Origin of the sequence: Thermoflexus sp., from assembly GCF_025055495.1 — a bacterium.
Taxonomy (GTDB): Bacteria; Chloroflexota; Anaerolineae; order Thermoflexales; family Thermoflexaceae; genus Thermoflexus.
Map to the genome: position 1 here is coordinate 1 of NZ_JANWXB010000318.1, position 14,388 is coordinate 14,388.

At 61.4% G+C, this 14,388-nt stretch carries 13 protein-coding genes; 1 reads left to right on the forward strand and 12 read right to left on the reverse strand.

All coding sequences use genetic code 11. The features are described 5' to 3' along the window. Nucleotides 1-280 precede the first annotated feature (280 nt). The 3 genes from NZM16_RS10130 to NZM16_RS10140 form a co-directional block, all read right to left on the reverse strand. Complete coding sequence (locus tag NZM16_RS10130; RefSeq protein ID WP_295480235.1) at nucleotides 281-1,423, reverse strand: helix-hairpin-helix domain-containing protein; 1,143 nt, start codon at nucleotides 1,421-1,423, stop codon at nucleotides 281-283. 65 nt (nucleotides 1,424-1,488) lie between these two features. Beyond that, a complete protein-coding gene (locus tag NZM16_RS10135; RefSeq protein ID WP_295451607.1) occupies nucleotides 1,489-1,959 on the reverse strand; it encodes an RpiB/LacA/LacB family sugar-phosphate isomerase in 471 nt (156 codons plus the stop codon). A gap of 353 nt (nucleotides 1,960-2,312) precedes the next feature. Further along, on the reverse strand, nucleotides 2,313-2,675 hold the full coding sequence (locus tag NZM16_RS10140) for a hypothetical protein (RefSeq protein ID WP_295451609.1): 363 nt from the start codon (nucleotides 2,673-2,675) through the stop codon (nucleotides 2,313-2,315). Between the two features lie 201 nt (nucleotides 2,676-2,876). On the opposite strand from NZM16_RS10140, the gene NZM16_RS10145 reads away from it, so the two are divergent. Then, nucleotides 2,877-6,122, forward strand: coding sequence for an ATP-binding protein (locus tag NZM16_RS10145; RefSeq protein WP_295451611.1), 3,246 nt, complete (start codon nucleotides 2,877-2,879; stop codon nucleotides 6,120-6,122). 285 nt (nucleotides 6,123-6,407) lie between these two features. Here NZM16_RS10145 and NZM16_RS10150 read toward each other — a convergent pair whose 3' ends face one another. The 9 genes from NZM16_RS10150 to NZM16_RS10190 form a co-directional block, all read right to left on the reverse strand. Beyond that, nucleotides 6,408-7,115, reverse strand: coding sequence for a response regulator transcription factor (locus NZM16_RS10150; protein WP_295451613.1), 708 nt, complete (start codon nucleotides 7,113-7,115; stop codon nucleotides 6,408-6,410). 553 nt (nucleotides 7,116-7,668) lie between these two features. Next, nucleotides 7,669-8,523, reverse strand: a complete 855-nt coding sequence (locus NZM16_RS10155; protein WP_295451616.1) for a PIG-L family deacetylase — start codon at nucleotides 8,521-8,523, stop codon at nucleotides 7,669-7,671. Continuing rightward, a complete protein-coding gene (locus NZM16_RS10160; protein ID WP_295451619.1) occupies nucleotides 8,520-9,311 on the reverse strand; it encodes a sugar phosphate isomerase/epimerase family protein in 792 nt (263 codons plus the stop codon). Before NZM16_RS10160 ends, NZM16_RS10155 begins: the two co-directional genes overlap by 4 nt. 281 nt (nucleotides 9,312-9,592) lie before the next feature. Continuing rightward, on the reverse strand, nucleotides 9,593-10,168 hold the full coding sequence (rsmD, locus tag NZM16_RS10165) for a 16S rRNA (guanine(966)-N(2))-methyltransferase RsmD (RefSeq protein WP_295451621.1): 576 nt from the start codon (nucleotides 10,166-10,168) through the stop codon (nucleotides 9,593-9,595). Next, on the reverse strand, nucleotides 10,168-10,980 hold the full coding sequence (locus tag NZM16_RS10170) for an NAD+ synthase (protein WP_366946210.1): 813 nt from the start codon (nucleotides 10,978-10,980) through the stop codon (nucleotides 10,168-10,170). Before NZM16_RS10170 ends, rsmD begins: the two co-directional genes overlap by 1 nt. Nucleotides 10,981-11,061: 81 nt before the next feature. Beyond that, a complete protein-coding gene (locus NZM16_RS10175) occupies nucleotides 11,062-11,478 on the reverse strand; it encodes a secondary thiamine-phosphate synthase enzyme YjbQ (RefSeq protein WP_295451625.1) in 417 nt (138 codons plus the stop codon). A gap of 167 nt (nucleotides 11,479-11,645) precedes the next feature. Further along, the gene (locus tag NZM16_RS10180; RefSeq protein ID WP_295451628.1) at nucleotides 11,646-12,191 is read right to left on the reverse strand and encodes a hypothetical protein; all 546 of its coding nucleotides are present in this window, start codon (nucleotides 12,189-12,191) and stop codon (nucleotides 11,646-11,648) included. Nucleotides 12,192-12,444: 253 nt separating this feature from the next. Next, the gene (locus NZM16_RS10185) at nucleotides 12,445-13,575 is read right to left on the reverse strand and encodes a DUF3048 domain-containing protein (protein ID WP_295480237.1); all 1,131 of its coding nucleotides are present in this window, start codon (nucleotides 13,573-13,575) and stop codon (nucleotides 12,445-12,447) included. Nucleotides 13,576-14,084: 509 nt separating this feature from the next. After that, nucleotides 14,085-14,321: an FmdB family zinc ribbon protein gene (locus NZM16_RS10190; RefSeq protein ID WP_295480239.1), complete on the reverse strand. Its 237-nt coding sequence runs from the start codon at nucleotides 14,319-14,321 to the stop codon at nucleotides 14,085-14,087. Between the last annotated feature and the right edge of the window lie 67 nt (nucleotides 14,322-14,388).

Below are 14,388 nucleotides of genomic sequence, written 5' to 3' on the forward strand. Positions count from 1 at the left end.
CGAATTCATCGCATGGGTTGGCAAAGCGCTATGGATATCGATCTCGAGGGCGTAACTCCGGCTCCAAAGGCGTGAGGAGGTCTTTATGCATGCAGAAACCTCCCTGCTTCCGGAGAACTCCTCAGCGACGGAGATTTTCCACGAGGATGACCGGTGCGAGATTTGCGGGTTTCCCATGGAGGAGATCCACTGCAAGCTTCGTTGCCCGAATTGCGGACGGATGCGAGATTGCTCGGATCCATGAGGCGAATTAGGATCATTGGCATTGAGAAGAAACACGTCAGCCGAGCGGCAACGGAAGGGTTTGAGGCAACCGCCGTCCGTTCAGGGTGATGAAAGGAGCCGCGCGAGCCACGGAAACCCCCAGGGCCTCCAAGCCCTCCAGCCGGGTTAAACGGCCCTCCCGCCGCGCCTGAAGGATCGCCCGCGCCGTTTTCGGACCGATCCCCGGAACCCGCACCAATTCCTCGTAGGAAGCCCGGTTAATCTCTACGGGTCGGTCCGCCAGAGCCCGGCGCGCCCACGCCTGCTTCGGATCCTCCGCGAGGGGCAGGTTCCCTATTTCGTCGAAGGGCAGCTCCTCAAACCGGAAACCATACACCCGCAACAGCCACTCCGCCTGGTAGAGACGCCGTGCCCGCAACGGCAGGGTCGGTGGGAGATCTTCTAAAGGCGTATCCGGCACCGGGTGGAAGGGAGAATAGTATACGCGGGCCAGGCCGATCTCCCGATGCAGCCGCGCCGTGGTCTCCATGATCTCCCGATCGCTCTCTCCCGCCGCTCCCACGACCAGCTGGGTGGTCAGCGATGGCCAGCGCCCCGACCAGGCGATCGCCGAGGGCTCCTCCCGACGGATCCGTCCGGCGGTGCGGAGCGGCCCTTCCAGCTCCGCCATAAAGGCTTTATGAGGCGCCAGGCGGGAGAGCCGCTCCGGGTTTGGGGCTTCCAGATTGATGGACACCCGGTCCGCCCAGCGCATGGCCTCCCGCACCTGATCCGGCTCCGCGCCAGGCATCAGCTTGAGATGAAGGTATCCCCGATATCCATAGCGCTGACGGAGCAGCCCCGCGACCGCCAGCAACCGATCCTGAGTTCGCACGCCCCCTCCCAGGATGCCGGAGCTCAGAAACAACCCATCTACCAGCCCCCGCTGATGCATCCCATAGAAAACCCGGGCCAGCTCATCCGGCTGAAAGGTGGCGCGGCGGAAGGAACGGCCAGCCCGGAACGGACAGTAGTAACAATCCCGCTCACAGGCAGAGGTTAATAGAACTTTCAGAAGACGAACTGGGCGTCCATGGGCACGCGCCTCGTAAATGCATTCCATGAGCCGTGTCCTGGCCCGCCCGGACGGATCGGTCTCCTCGGCAGGTTCCCAGATCGCCGCCTGCGTTAAGAGAGCCAGCTTCGTCTCCAGATCCATCGGGATCCCTGCCCCCTTCCTAGGATCCTGGTTCACAGAAGGGATCACCTGATTTCGCACGCCCTTCAGGCACTGACAGGCTCAGCGGTTTTCCAGTAAGTCCGCTCGATCTCCGCGACCCGATTCAGGCAGGCATCATCCTCGGGGTTCGGGATATAACGGGTGTTGAACCAGGCCTCCAGGATCTCTTTGGCAATCGCCTCCGAGGTCCGACGCAAGCTCATACAGAGGACGTTCGCGTTGTTCCAAAGGCGAGCCCCTCGGGCTGTCTCGGCGTCATCGCAGAGCGCGGCCCGGATCCCCGGAACCTTGTTGGCGGCAATGCTGACCCCCGTCCCGGTCCAGCAGAACAGGATCCCCTCATCGGCCTCCCCCCGCGCGACCTTTTCAGCCACGATCCGGGCCACCTCCGACCAGGATTGCTGGACGCCGGCGAGGGGGCCGACCGGCTCCACCTCGAAGCCCCGGCGCCGCAATTCCTCCAGGACGAGATCGGTCAAATGAGTGCGCTCGTCGCTTCCAACGACAATTCGCATGGTTGCTCCTCCTTTCCGCAATGCACATCGCCTTATAAGGCCCCGGGCTAGTGCTTTGTCCAGTTATAAATTGGGGATTTGAGGAATCGAAGCCTGTCCGGAAGGCAATAGCCCCTCCCCCCTTTCTCCCCCCTCCCCACGGCCCATAAGGCTGTGGGGTGGGGGGAGAAAAAATCTTTCGGGGGCGGTGCGAGGGGGTCTTTGGCCCCCTGCACCGCCCCCGAAAACCCCCAAATGAAAAATGGACGAAGCACTAATAGAAGACACCTCGCTTATTCCCATCCGGGTTCATCCTTGTGGAAGGCTCAGCCCTCAGCGAATGAATCTGGCCCACCGGGCCATTCCGGCGCGCCTCATTCCGGGCATTCATGCTGGATCCCCTCGACCCAGGCCAGGATCCGACCCAGCAGATCCGGATCCAGACGCGCGGCATCCAGACAGGCTCGGGGTTCCAGATAGGCATCCAGAATCCACGCCTTCGAGCTTGCCAAGGCCGAGGGGGACAGCCCAGGATCCACAAAGCAGACCGCGTTCCGCAGGGTCACCGGCATAGAGGTGAGGATCACCAGAGCCGCCCCAGCTTCAGCAGCCGGCTGAACAGCAGCTTCCCACCACCGTAATCGCTCCGGCTCGGGGTCCGGTTCGACAGCGACGATCACCGGCGCTTGGTGGCGATAGGGCTGCAACCGCTCCATCATCCGATGGAATGGGAACACCGGGAACGCCTCCTTTCCACCGCTCCACAGCCTTCAAGATTCATTATACTCCGCTGAAGGTGCGGTTAGACTTCATGCGAACAGTGGGTTAACATTGCCAGCGAGGGAGGAGCCTGTGGGGCTGGGGGCTGCCTTCGGCACCCCTCCTAACCTCATGACCCCCACGTGGACGGACTGACCGCCCGAAGAGGGAGTTGCAGCATGCGGCTGGCGCTCTGGAGCTCTTCAGGGAATTTGGCATGGCCGGACTCCTTATGGGGCTGGGGTTGGACCATCGTTGGGTTCCTGACCCTTTTCGGCCTATTGCTCGGGCGACCTCACGATCTCCGCTCCTGGAGGAAACTCCAGACTTCCGAGGCGGGAAGCTTTCTGCTCCTGATCTTTCTGACGAGTCTGACCCCTGTGCTCTCCTGGGATTTCCCGGGCCTTCCCTTCCGGGTCGGTTTCCCGGTCTTGCTCTGGCTGCCCTATTTGATCTGGGGCGGACGGCTCCAGCCGGGCGCGCTGGGGCTGGCTGGGCTGATCATGGGGGCCGTGATCGGGTTTACCAGCGATGGCCGCTTCCTGCATCTCCCATGGATCATCGCCCTGGACGCCATGCTGATCGGGGGGTTGCTCTCTCAGAACTATGTGGGGCGCTTCTTCCGCATCCTTCGTCAACCCCTGGTCGCAGCCATGGCGGGTTGGATGATCTGGATGCTCCTGCAATCCATTTCCTGGGGGGGATTCTATCCTTCATGGCCCGAGGCGTTGGATGGGATCTGGACTTTGATTGCCGTCACCGGGGCCCCCTCTGGGATCAGCGCCCTGATCTGCGGGCTGATCGCCCAGGGACTTCACCTCCAGTGGCCCCGGATCTTCTCTACCGCTCAACCTCCGCAATGGCCGCCTTATGCCCGGCAGATCGAAGCCCGCTTCCTATTCTTCTTCTCGCTTTGGATTCTTACGCTCATCATGACCCTCTTTCTGTTCCTGACTGCTCTGGCAATCCGACAGGCGAATGTGGAACAGACTCGGGCGATCCATCAGGGATCTGACCGCGCGGGTGAGCAGATTTCATATTTTCTGCACACAGGGGAGACACTGCTGGCCGATCTGGCCGCCCTGGGGATCCCTCGGGATGAGCCCCCTGCGCTCATCGCACCCATCCTTCAGCGTTTCGTTCAGACCGGGCCGATCTACCATGCCGTCTTGCTGACCGGCGTCGAAGGAGAGATCCTGGCTGCTTATCCGGCGGGAGAGCAGGTCAAGGGGCTCTCGACCCTGGAACGCTCGGCGCTGGCCCAGGCCCGCATCGCTCGCGCTGTGATCCGCACCGAAGTGCACCGCCTTCCGAGTGGAACGCCCGGCCTGTCTTTCGTGGCACCGCTGGAGGGAGAACCCCCCGCCGGCTTCCTGATCGGACGTATGCAGATTGGGGAGCACCCTGCTCTCCGGGAGGCCCTGGCCTCCCTAAGCGGAGGCCTGCCCGGCAGCGAGGGATTCGTCATCGACCGCCAGGGACAGATTCTGTTGCATCCGGACCCACAACGCCTTCTGGATGTTTTCCCCCTCCCCACTTCGGCCCTTTCCAGACCTTTCAACATCACACAACGATCCCCTATGGGAACGATCATCGAGTTACACATTCGTCGGCTTCCAGGGACCGACTGGTGGGCCGTCATCCGTTACCCCCGGTCAGCGCGGATCCAGCAAGCCCTCGAACTCATCCTTCCCTCCGGGATCTTCCTGCTGACATTTTTTGTGATCGGAGCACTGTTGCTCAGCACTCTAAGCCGACAGGTCACGCAGCGCCTGAAGAAACTGGCAGCCGCCGCTGGGCGCATGGCGGAAGGCGAGCTGGAGACGCGCATTCTGATCGATACCCCGGATGAAATCGGACAACTGTCGGAAGCGATGGAACGCATGCGTCACGGGTTACGAGCCCGGCTGACCGATCTTTCCCTGTTGCTGGAACTGAATCAGCGGCTGGTGGAGACCGTGGATCTGGCTCATGGTCTGTCCGAGGTCGCCCGATCGCTGGAGCAAGCGACCCAGGCCTCATGGGCCCGGATCCTCATCCCGGGTGCCCGGGGCTCCCTTCGGGTGTTCACAGCGACAGGCGAACAAAGCCCGGAGCCGCCCGATGAGGCATGCTGGCAGCTGGGCCAGGAGCGGAGGGAGCCCCTCTGGGTCGAGCACGTGCTTCGACATCCAGATCTCCCCTCGATCTTCCGACAAGAAGACCATGGACGGGAGTTGGGGATCCTTCCCATTCATTCTGGAGAGGATCTCCTGGGGATCGCCTGGATCGCCTTTGCTCAACCCCGGCGGATGATCGCAACCGATCAGCAACTGATTCGCCTGATCCTCAGCCAGGCGGCGGTGTTCATCGCCCGAGCTCGCCTCTACGAGGCTGCGCTCGTTGAACGTGAACGGCTTCGGGCTGTCCTGGAAAGCAGCCCGGATGTGCTGATGCTGATCGATGGGCGTGGGGATTTGCTTTACCTAAACCCGGCAGCGGAGCGCTTCCTGGGCCTTCCGGCCTCCAGGGCGCTGGGTCAACCGGTTGCCCCCCTCCTGAAGGACGCGGAGCTACGCCAGCTGTTCGATGAACAGATCCCTCCAGGGCAGATCCAGAGCCGGGAATTCCGGCGGGCCGATGGCCGGGCGTTCTGGGCGGGGCGTTACGATTTACGCCTGGAGGACGGGCAAGAGATCGGCCGGTTGCTGTTCGTGCGAGACATCACCCCCTTTAAGGCGTTGGACCAATTGAAGTCCGATTTCATCGCTGCCGTCTCCCATGACCTGCGCTCCCCCCTCACCTATATGCGGGGCTTCGTCACGATGCTGGGCATGGCCGGGCCCCTGACCTCTCGTCAGCAGGAGTATGTGGAGAAGATCATGGGAGGCATCGATCAGATGACACGGCTCATCGAGGATCTGATGGATCTGAAGCGAATCGAGGAAGGGATTGGCCAGCGAGGGATCTGTCGCCTGAGCGACCTGATCCGGGACGTCTTCCATGAGATGCGCCCCCAGGCGATGGCTCGGGGGCTGCGTATGACGCTGGAGGTCAAAGGCCACGGAATCGTGAACGGAGACCCCACGTGGCTGCGCCGGGCGATCACCAATTTGGTCGACAACGCCCTTAAATACACGCCGGAAGGAGGGACGATCTCCCTGGGCCTGATCGAACAGAACGCAGAGGTTATAATTTGGGTGCGGGATACGGGGCTCGGCATTGCGCCGGCCGATCAGGCGCGGATTTTCGAGAAGTTCTATCGGGTGCGCCGTAAAGAGACGGCCCATGTGAAAGGGAGCGGCCTGGGGCTGGCGCTGGTCAAGTCGATCGTGGAATGGCACGGGGGACGGGTCTGGGTGGAGAGCCAGCTGGGACAGGGCAGCACCTTCTATTTGGCCATCCCAGTTGCTACAATGATTAGCTCATCTCCCCGGTCCAGGTAGATAATCTTTGAGAGCAGCAGCTTCGCCGCGCGGTTTATCGCCATAGGGTTGCAGATCGCCTCGCGGCGTGATTGGGCGAAGAGTGGCCCTGCCCGGAAGGAGATCACGCCATGGGCAACTTTAGGCCATCCACCCGATGGAAGCGACTTCTCGAGGGAGACAGGTAAAGCTCCTCGCCTCCTTCTCCTCAAGGCCCCCCGGATCCGATGGCGAACAAAGATTTGGGATCCCTCTCCCCATGCCGCTTCGCGGTGTGGGGAGAGGGTAGAAAAGAACTGAGCGGCCTCAGGGAACGCGAAAGCGATAACCCACATAGCGAACAGTTTCCAGATATTGGGGATGGGCGGGATCCTCTTCCAGGATGCGACGAAGCCAGCGGATATGGACGTCCAGGGTGCGGCTGCGAGAAGGCGTCTCAGCTCCCCAAACCCAGCGGATGAGATCCCGCCGGGGAACTAACTGGCCGGCCCGGCGCATGAGGATGGCCAGCAAACGGCATTGCTTGGGGGTGAGGCAATAAATCGAATCCCCCCGTTGCAGAACCCGCCGGACCGTGTTCAGTCGGAATGGTCCGACCTCGATGGTCTCTTCCCTCTCCTCCGGGCTTTCGGCGAGCAAAGCCCGCACCCGATGCAACAGACGTCGAGCGGAGAAGGGAGCCACTAGGATCCCATCATCCCGACGATCCCACAGAGATGCGGATTCACGACCCATGATCAGGAGGATTGGGATCCTCATCCGACGCTGAAGCCGCTGGTAGAGCTCAATCCCCTGAGAGGCGTTCAAACGATCCAGTATCACCAGGGCGGGCTCCTGTCTCTTTAAGCCCCCCTGAGATCTCCTGGTTCGGAGGGCGGCGAGCGCAGCGTCCACCGCCACCGCTTCCGCTCTGAAGCCATGACGCCTCAGGATCTGAAGCAGATGAGCATCCGGCGAGGGACCATCGAAAACCACCCAGAGGAAAGCTTTCTCTTGCTCGGATGTCTGAGCCATCCGGAAATTCCCCTCGGATCTGGAATGGGCATCGCTCTCTCGCGATCTCACGGTCTGTATGGCAGAGATGTAGGGCTGGCCTCCCCCTCCTACCCATTTATGCCACAGGGCAGCATGAGTTGGGGACAGTGGAGTGAGCGACTTCGCCGCTTTTCCCACCATCCCCCCATTCCCCAATTGGACAAACCTTGGGCATGGTAACCCCCCCTCCTCTCCCAGGCCCAGAGGGTCGAAAAGAGATGTAGGAGCGTGAGTTACGGAATTTGCAGGGTGATGTTATGCTGCGCTTCCACATCTTGAGTTTCTCCCTCTTCGCAGCCCGAAGGGATGTGGAGAGGGAGAAAGGGGGAGGGGCTTAGCCCGCACGAGCCTTCAGACAGGCCTAAGCTGTGGTTTGCGGAAATCCTCAAAGAGCTCAGGGTTGGGTGGCAGCGACGAAGCTGCTGTCACCCGACCCTTTCTCAAGGATAGAAGCTACGCCGTTGGGAGCCGGTCGGACGAGGTGAAAGGATCCTCCCAAAGCCCCCGAGGGAGTGAACGGCGTAACTCCTGCTCAAGGAAATAAATCTCCCTCGATAGGCTCTCCGGGGCGGAAGGGAGGGATCGCCCGATGGAATGTCTCTACACCCCACAAGCCACGTCGAACGAACGTCAGAAGCCGCGGCTGGCGCATCCAGCCGCCTCCTTGGCTTCGATGGCAAGCGGCCGCCCGCTCTTTCCGATCCAGCACCGCCCGCACATCGATCCGGGTGGTCACCGGGAGCGCGGCCCGAAGCGCCGCTTCCAGATCGATATCCCGATTGCGTCCGAAACGACGGGGGTCCATCCCGAATATCCGCAGGATGGCCAGAAATAACCGAGACGGCCTGAGAGGAAGCACAGTGTAATACAGGCGTGCGGGGCGATGCGGTCGCAGGCCCTGAGCGCTATGCTCCGGGAACGCCTCGGGATCACCCGCGCGCTCAAAAGCTTCGCGCACGGCCCGATGCATGTAGATGTGATCCGGATGTCCGTATCCGCCGTAGGGATCAAAAGTCAACACAACATCCGGTCGAAGTTCCCGGATCAGCGCCACCAGCCGACGAACGACTTCCTCAAAGGGGACGCGGATGAAAGCCGCTGGATGGTCCTGATCCGGAGAGCCAGGCATCCCAGAGTCTCGATACCCCAGGAGGTGAAGGCCATGAAGCCCCAGCGCCTCAACGGCGCAGCGCAATTCCGCTTCTCGGATGGCTCCCAGATCCGCTGCCGATCCCACCTCTGGCGCCAGGGAACCGGCCTCTCCCCGCGTGGCGCAGATCAGGTGAACCGCATAGCCTCGCGAGGCATAAAGAGCCAGGGTGCCTCCTGGACCGAAGGCCTCATCATCGGGATGGGCGAAGGCCGCCAGCAGCGTCCCCCTTGTCATAAAGGCCAGGACACCCGTTGTAGGATGCGTTGCAGAATGGTATAGCTCTCCCGGATCTCCGCCAGGCCCGGCATCTCGAGGATCATCACCGGACGGTTCAGACAGCGGGCCAGCCGTCCGAGAACCGGTTCCACCGGAATTACTCCCTGGGTCAGCGGAAGATGTCGATCCTGAACCCCAGTTGTGTTATGAAGATGGGCGTAGATCAACACCGGCTCCAGGACATTGATCCAGGCCTGAAGCGGAACGCGGGAATACAGATAGGCATGGCCGATATCCAGGCACGCTCCGATATAAAAGTGGTTCACCCGCTGGATCACCTCAACCTGGAGGAAAGGATCAGGCTCCCACATGTTCTCCAGGGCGATCCGGATGCCTGCCTCCTGGGCCTCGAAGGCCAGCTCAGCCCAGAATGCCGCCTGCCGTTCCAGCCATCGAGGGCGATAAGAGGGCTCGTCCACCAGCGGGTTGTAGTTCAGATGGAAGTTCACCAACCACGCCCCCAGCTCGACGGCGATCTCCAGCGACTGGCGATAGCGTTCCATCGCCACCGCCGCGATTCGTGGATCCACACTTCCGCTGAATAGATCCACAAAGGGGCCGTGCAGGGAAACGGGACCAGCAAACCCGGCCAGAGCCCGGCAATAGCGATGAAGCAGCGCCTGCCACTCGCCGTCCAGGATCTCCGGCTGGGCGAATTCCTGAAGTTCCAGGCCCAGACTATGGGCCTCGGCGAAATCGCGAAGGGCTGGCAGGTCCTCCAGCCTGCTACAACTGATCCCGATCATAGGTCCTGACCCGGAGGATCTGTGCAGACGAAGCAGTTACGCAGTCCGTTGCTTGAGCTTCTCGACCCAGCGAGTGCAATGGCCTCTTCCCAGGAGGGGCAAAGCAGCCCGCCCGGCTCCCGTCCCCCCATGAAAGGCACAACCCCGGCTATGCTTGATTTTATCCCATATAGCGCTTTGCCCAGTCATGAACTGTAAACTTGAGGCTGCCTTCAGCAGCCATGCCTGCCTGTCGAGCTCTCCAGGGCTTCCCAAAAGGAGACACCCACCGTTTTGCGTTATCACTTCCCGAAGCCTTGGGGATCCAATCCGAGATGTCGGTAAAACAGAAGATGAGTGCTCCCATAGTCCCGGCGGTCCGCCAGCTCCAGGGAGCGAAGCGGGATCTCCTCGAACTCCCGAGGATGGATCTGAACGACGACGGTCCCCGCGGCGGCCAACCATTCCGGTCGCGCATCCAGCAATTCCAGAGTGCGACGCCACCATCCCCGATACTGGGGCGGGGCGATGTAAATGAAATCAAAGGACTCAACCAGATTGGAGCGCAGAAAAGCGAACACGTCCGCCCGAACCACCCGGGCCCGATCGGCGAGGCCCGTCTGTTGGAGGTTTTCCCGAAGCACCCGGATCACCCGCGGGTCTTTCTCCACGAACACCGCCTCCGCTGCCCCACGGCTCAGGGCTTCAATCCCCACGCTGCCGGTGCCCGCGAAAAGGTCCAGCACCCGGGCCCCGACGATGGAAGACCCCAGGATGTCGAAAAGGGCCCCTTTCACCCGATCTGTGATCGGACGGGTGCTCGAACCTGGCAGGCTCTTCAACCGGCGTCCCTTCGCGGAGCCTGAGATCACCCGCATCAGTGTCCCCAGTCCCGCAGATAGCGGAAATCGATCCCCACGGTTCGCGAAGTCAGCTTGGCGATGATCGGCGTCCGCCGCTTGAACTGCGTGTCGCGGACCATTCGCCACAGGCGGCGGACGGTCTCCCCATCGAAGCCCAGGGCGATGACCTGCTCCAGGGTCATCCGCTCTTCCACCAGCAGGTAGAGAATGCGATCCGCCTCATCGTAGGTCACCCCCAGCTCCCCCTCATCCGTCTGGCCCAGCCACAGATCCGCCGTGGGCGGCTTGCGGATGATCTCCTCCGGCACCCCGACCGCCCGAGCCAGTTGACGGACCTGGTTTTTGTAAAGATCGCCGAGCGGAGCCAGGGCATACGCCCCATCTCCATAAAGGGTGAAATAACCCAGGAGGATCTCGGTCTTGTTGCTGGTGCCGATCACCATCCCGCCCCAGGCCGCAGAGAGATCATACAGGACAATCATCCGCATGCGGGCCATGACATTGCCCCGGCGCCGAGCATCCATATCCGGGAACCGTTCGAAAAGCGGCTCTACCATCGGGGTGATGTCCACCGTCTCCGAGGGCACCCCCAGTTGCTCGATGACCAGGTGGGCATGCAGCAGGCTGTCCGGAGAGGAGGTGCGATAAGGCATGCGCACCGCCAAGACGTTCTCGGGGCCCAGAGCCTCTGCAGCCAGGAAGCAGGTGAGCGAAGAGTCCACTCCGCCTGAGAGGCCGATCACCGCCCGCCTAATCCCGAATTTAGTGATCTCATCCCGGATGAAACGAACCAGCACGCTCCGCACCAAATCCGGATCCATTCGCATTCGAGCATCCACCCATTCCCGGATCCGCTGCGGATCCAGCGTGCCGTCCTGTTCGATGATCTTCCAAGCCCGCATGCGCGCTTACTCCCCGATCATCTGAACAATGATCTCCCGCCGACGAGGGCGGATATCGAAATCCACCAGCACGATCTGCTGCCAGGTCCCGAGCAGCAGCTGGCGATCCTGGAACGGGATCGTCAGGGAGGGACCGATCAGAGAAGCTCGAAGGTGGGAATGCCCATTCCGATCCCCCCACCGAAGATGATGACGATATTCCCGTGTGGCAGGGATCATCTCTTCAAACCAGCGCTGGAGATCCTCCACCGCCCCGGGTTCGAATTCCATAGTGGTCAGGCCAGCCGTTGAACCGGGGACGAACACCGTGGCAATGCCCGCCTTCAGGCCCGAGCGAGCCACTGCTTCCGCCACCCGTTCTGTTAAATCCACTACATGGTTGTTTCCGTTCGTCTGTATTGTCAGGCGATCCGTGATCACCATCTGCGGAACCCCATTTCGCTGGACTTTGGACGAATTCGCTGGCTCCCATCCGAGGAACAGAGGGCGGGCATCGCCGGCTTTGATGCCCCGCCCGCCCAATTTCCTCCTTACCACAATCACGGTAGGTGGCAGGAAAGGGAAAAGAGAATCCATAAGAGCTGGAACCGCTACCCGGAAAACGGCGGCGCCGCCCCTTCAGGCCCCATCTGTTCCAGCCTTCCCAGCATGAGCAAGCTCTCCAGATCCTCCAGGTCCTCCGGTCGATACCGGCGAAACACCTCCCGGACTGCCTCTACCTGATTCGAAGAGGCTATGCCCAGCATACGGGCGATATCCGCCAAATCCTGAAGCCGTCCCGCTTCGAATTTCATCAGGACTAAATAGGATAAGGGAAGGATCGGGAATCCAGCAGGATCCCGGTTCTCTTGCGCCTCCTGGAGCGCCGATTCCGCCCATGGAGCGCTGAGCTCCAGCACATCTACGCTGGTGCCTTCCGGAGAAACCCATGAGGAACCGGGGATCGCCAATTCGCCAGCGTAACGGAAGTTGGCCTCCTGCAGACGCCGGCGCACTTCGGGCGCATCCTTACTCAGAACAGCAATACCAACGTCTTGAGTGGACCGTTCTGGCATATAGTGGCGAGCAGCCATAGCGCCCACCACGGCCCAGAGGAGCGAATCCAGGATCTCGGTCAGGTTCGGAAGAGGGAACACCGAGGGCCTCCTCCAGATAAGCTCCCAACGACTTCCAGCTCCCGGGCGAGCCCGTCGAAGGGCCATCCGAATCAGCGCCCTGCGGATCAGAACTCGAGCGTCCATATCGTTCTCCGGACAAACTCGCTGATCCCCTCATCCGGGGAATTAAGGAAGCGGGCGGACCATCAAAGGTGCCCCGTCCTCCCCCCATGGCCCTGAGGGCCGCATAGAGGGGAAAATCGGAGCTGAGCGTTCCGAACCGGCTTCAGGCCTACTGGGTCTGGATCCCCATATCCAGCGGGACCATCTGGAACCAGGTATTGCCAGGCTTCAAGGGGATGGCTTGCCCCCGCGCATCTACAAATCGGAGCATATCCTCTCGCCGGAAGCGCTGCCACTGGCCTTCCAGCATCCGCCCGTCCCGGAAGATCCGAACCGGGCCGCTTCCCCAGATCTGGATCTCAATCGAATAATTCCCCAACCGGTCCTCTAAAATATCCGTGGTCTGATGATGGGCATACACGACAACCACGTTGGCCGCCGAGAGCTGTCGACCGGTGAGCGCATCCATATGAGGCTGACCAGCTGTCCAACGGAACCACCGCCCAGAACCCGGGTCATAACGCCAGGAAACAGGCTCCATCCGATAAGGGATGATCAAAGTCGAAACCGGCTGGCCATCCGGAGGGATCTGTTCCGAGAAAACCATCCCCCGCAGATCCTGCGGCCCATTAATCCCCCGGCGGGTGGCCTCCTCCCAGAGCCGTCGGGTGCTGGTGAAGAGGGTGTGCTCCACCGCCACCCCTTCCCGGGGGATACGCCAGAAGATGGGCGCCCCCACCCCGAAATCCGGGCTCAACGCCCGTTCGATGAAGTCGGAGGCCCGGATCCGGGCATTGACTCCGACGCTGGCGCCGGAGTAAGCGAGGATCGCTTTGAACATCGCCGGGATCTCCAGATCGATCAGACGAGCGCTGCGCACGGAACCCACCGGCTCGGCATCCTGACTTAAGTAGATCGCTGTGAAGCGCGTCACCCCACCTTCCGCATAATGCTCAAAGACCAGATCCGCCAGATCCACGCCGGATTGCGGGCGGACCACGGGGGGATAATTGGAGATCTTGATGGCCAGAGGTCGCCGGTTCAGGACGGCTGGATCGGGCACGCGCAGGCCGGTCAACGGATTGACATCGGGAGGGAATTCCGCCACCGGAACCGTTGCCGGGGCCGTGGGGCTCACCGCGAGAGGCGGTGTGGGGGTAGGCCTTTTTTCATCTACCACCACCAGCGGAGGCGGCATGGTCGGTGTAGGCGCCCTGGCTCCTTCAGGGGTCGAGGGGGAACCACAGGCCGTCATCAACCAGATCCCGATCCATAGCATTCGAAGCATCCGCCGTTCCATCCCGACGCACTCCATTTAATGATGGAAAAAAGAAGGGGAAGAAAAAATCTTTCTGGGGCATGGCTGGGAGCCTTCGGCCTCCAGCCCCGCCCCAGAAAACCCGCAAATCAGGGTTAAGGACGGCCAGGCCGCCGCCTAACCTCATCTTTCTTCACCGCTTTCGAAGCAGGCGAGGGCGGTAGCGCCCCTTGAATGGAATCGGGGCAGGTGGTTACCCCAGCGGAAAGTATAGCATAACCTGACAGATGCCCAATTTCTGTCCAGCCGATGAGCAAGGGAATCTGGAGTCCCGACGCTCTGCCCGTGGAGGGATAAAAGACTTCTATTTCGGGGTGCGGGGCGGGAGGCCTTGAGCCCCCACCCCCAAATGGGGCATGCACCAGTCAGGGAACAGGGGCAAAGATTTCCGCCTTGCCTCCTCACGGAATGCCCTTAAAAACAGGGCGGGGTGTGCGCAGTAAGGCTGTGCACACCCCGCCCCATCCTCCCTGCCCTTCCTGGGAGGCTACTCAATCGCTACGGCTTGTATCCAGGGACGTCTCCGATTTCTCCTTCCCCGAATTCCTGGATTTCCGGCTTTCTGTGATATACCAGCCGTCGCCCTTGAAGATGATACCTGCGGGGGAGAACACCCGACGGACCCCCGGGTGGCCCTCCGGACAGGTCTCTAAAGGGGGGTCCGCGAAACGCTGTTGCTTTTCAAAGCGGATGCCACAGACCGGGCACTCATACTCGTAGACAGGCATCAGCCATCACCTCCCACTTGAAGTGGCTTTATTGAGATCCTAGTGCTTTGTCCATTTTTCATTTGGG

Excerpts from the sequence above, each read along its gene's own strand:
- NZM16_RS10130 (WP_295480235.1), bottom strand. The coding sequence starts at position 1,423 with ATGGATCTGGAGACGAAGCTGGCTCTCTTAACGCAGGCGGCGATCTGG.
- NZM16_RS10135 (WP_295451607.1), bottom strand. The coding sequence starts at position 1,959 with ATGCGAATTGTCGTTGGAAGCGACGAGCGCACTCATTTGACCGATCTC.
- NZM16_RS10145 (WP_295451611.1), top strand. The coding sequence starts at position 2,877 with ATGCGGCTGGCGCTCTGGAGCTCTTCAGGGAATTTGGCATGGCCGGAC.
- NZM16_RS10150 (WP_295451613.1), bottom strand. The coding sequence starts at position 7,115 with ATGGCTCAGACATCCGAGCAAGAGAAAGCTTTCCTCTGGGTGGTTTTC.
- NZM16_RS10155 (WP_295451616.1), bottom strand. The coding sequence starts at position 8,523 with ATGACAAGGGGGACGCTGCTGGCGGCCTTCGCCCATCCCGATGATGAG.
- NZM16_RS10160 (WP_295451619.1), bottom strand. The coding sequence starts at position 9,311 with ATGATCGGGATCAGTTGTAGCAGGCTGGAGGACCTGCCAGCCCTTCGC.
- rsmD (WP_295451621.1), bottom strand. The coding sequence starts at position 10,168 with ATGCGGGTGATCTCAGGCTCCGCGAAGGGACGCCGGTTGAAGAGCCTG.
- NZM16_RS10170 (WP_366946210.1), bottom strand. The coding sequence starts at position 10,980 with ATGCGAATGGATCCGGATTTGGTGCGGAGCGTGCTGGTTCGTTTCATC.
- NZM16_RS10175 (WP_295451625.1), bottom strand. The coding sequence starts at position 11,478 with ATGGTGATCACGGATCGCCTGACAATACAGACGAACGGAAACAACCAT.
- NZM16_RS10185 (WP_295480237.1), bottom strand. The coding sequence starts at position 13,575 with ATGGAACGGCGGATGCTTCGAATGCTATGGATCGGGATCTGGTTGATG.
- NZM16_RS10190 (WP_295480239.1), bottom strand. The coding sequence starts at position 14,321 with ATGCCTGTCTACGAGTATGAGTGCCCGGTCTGTGGCATCCGCTTTGAA.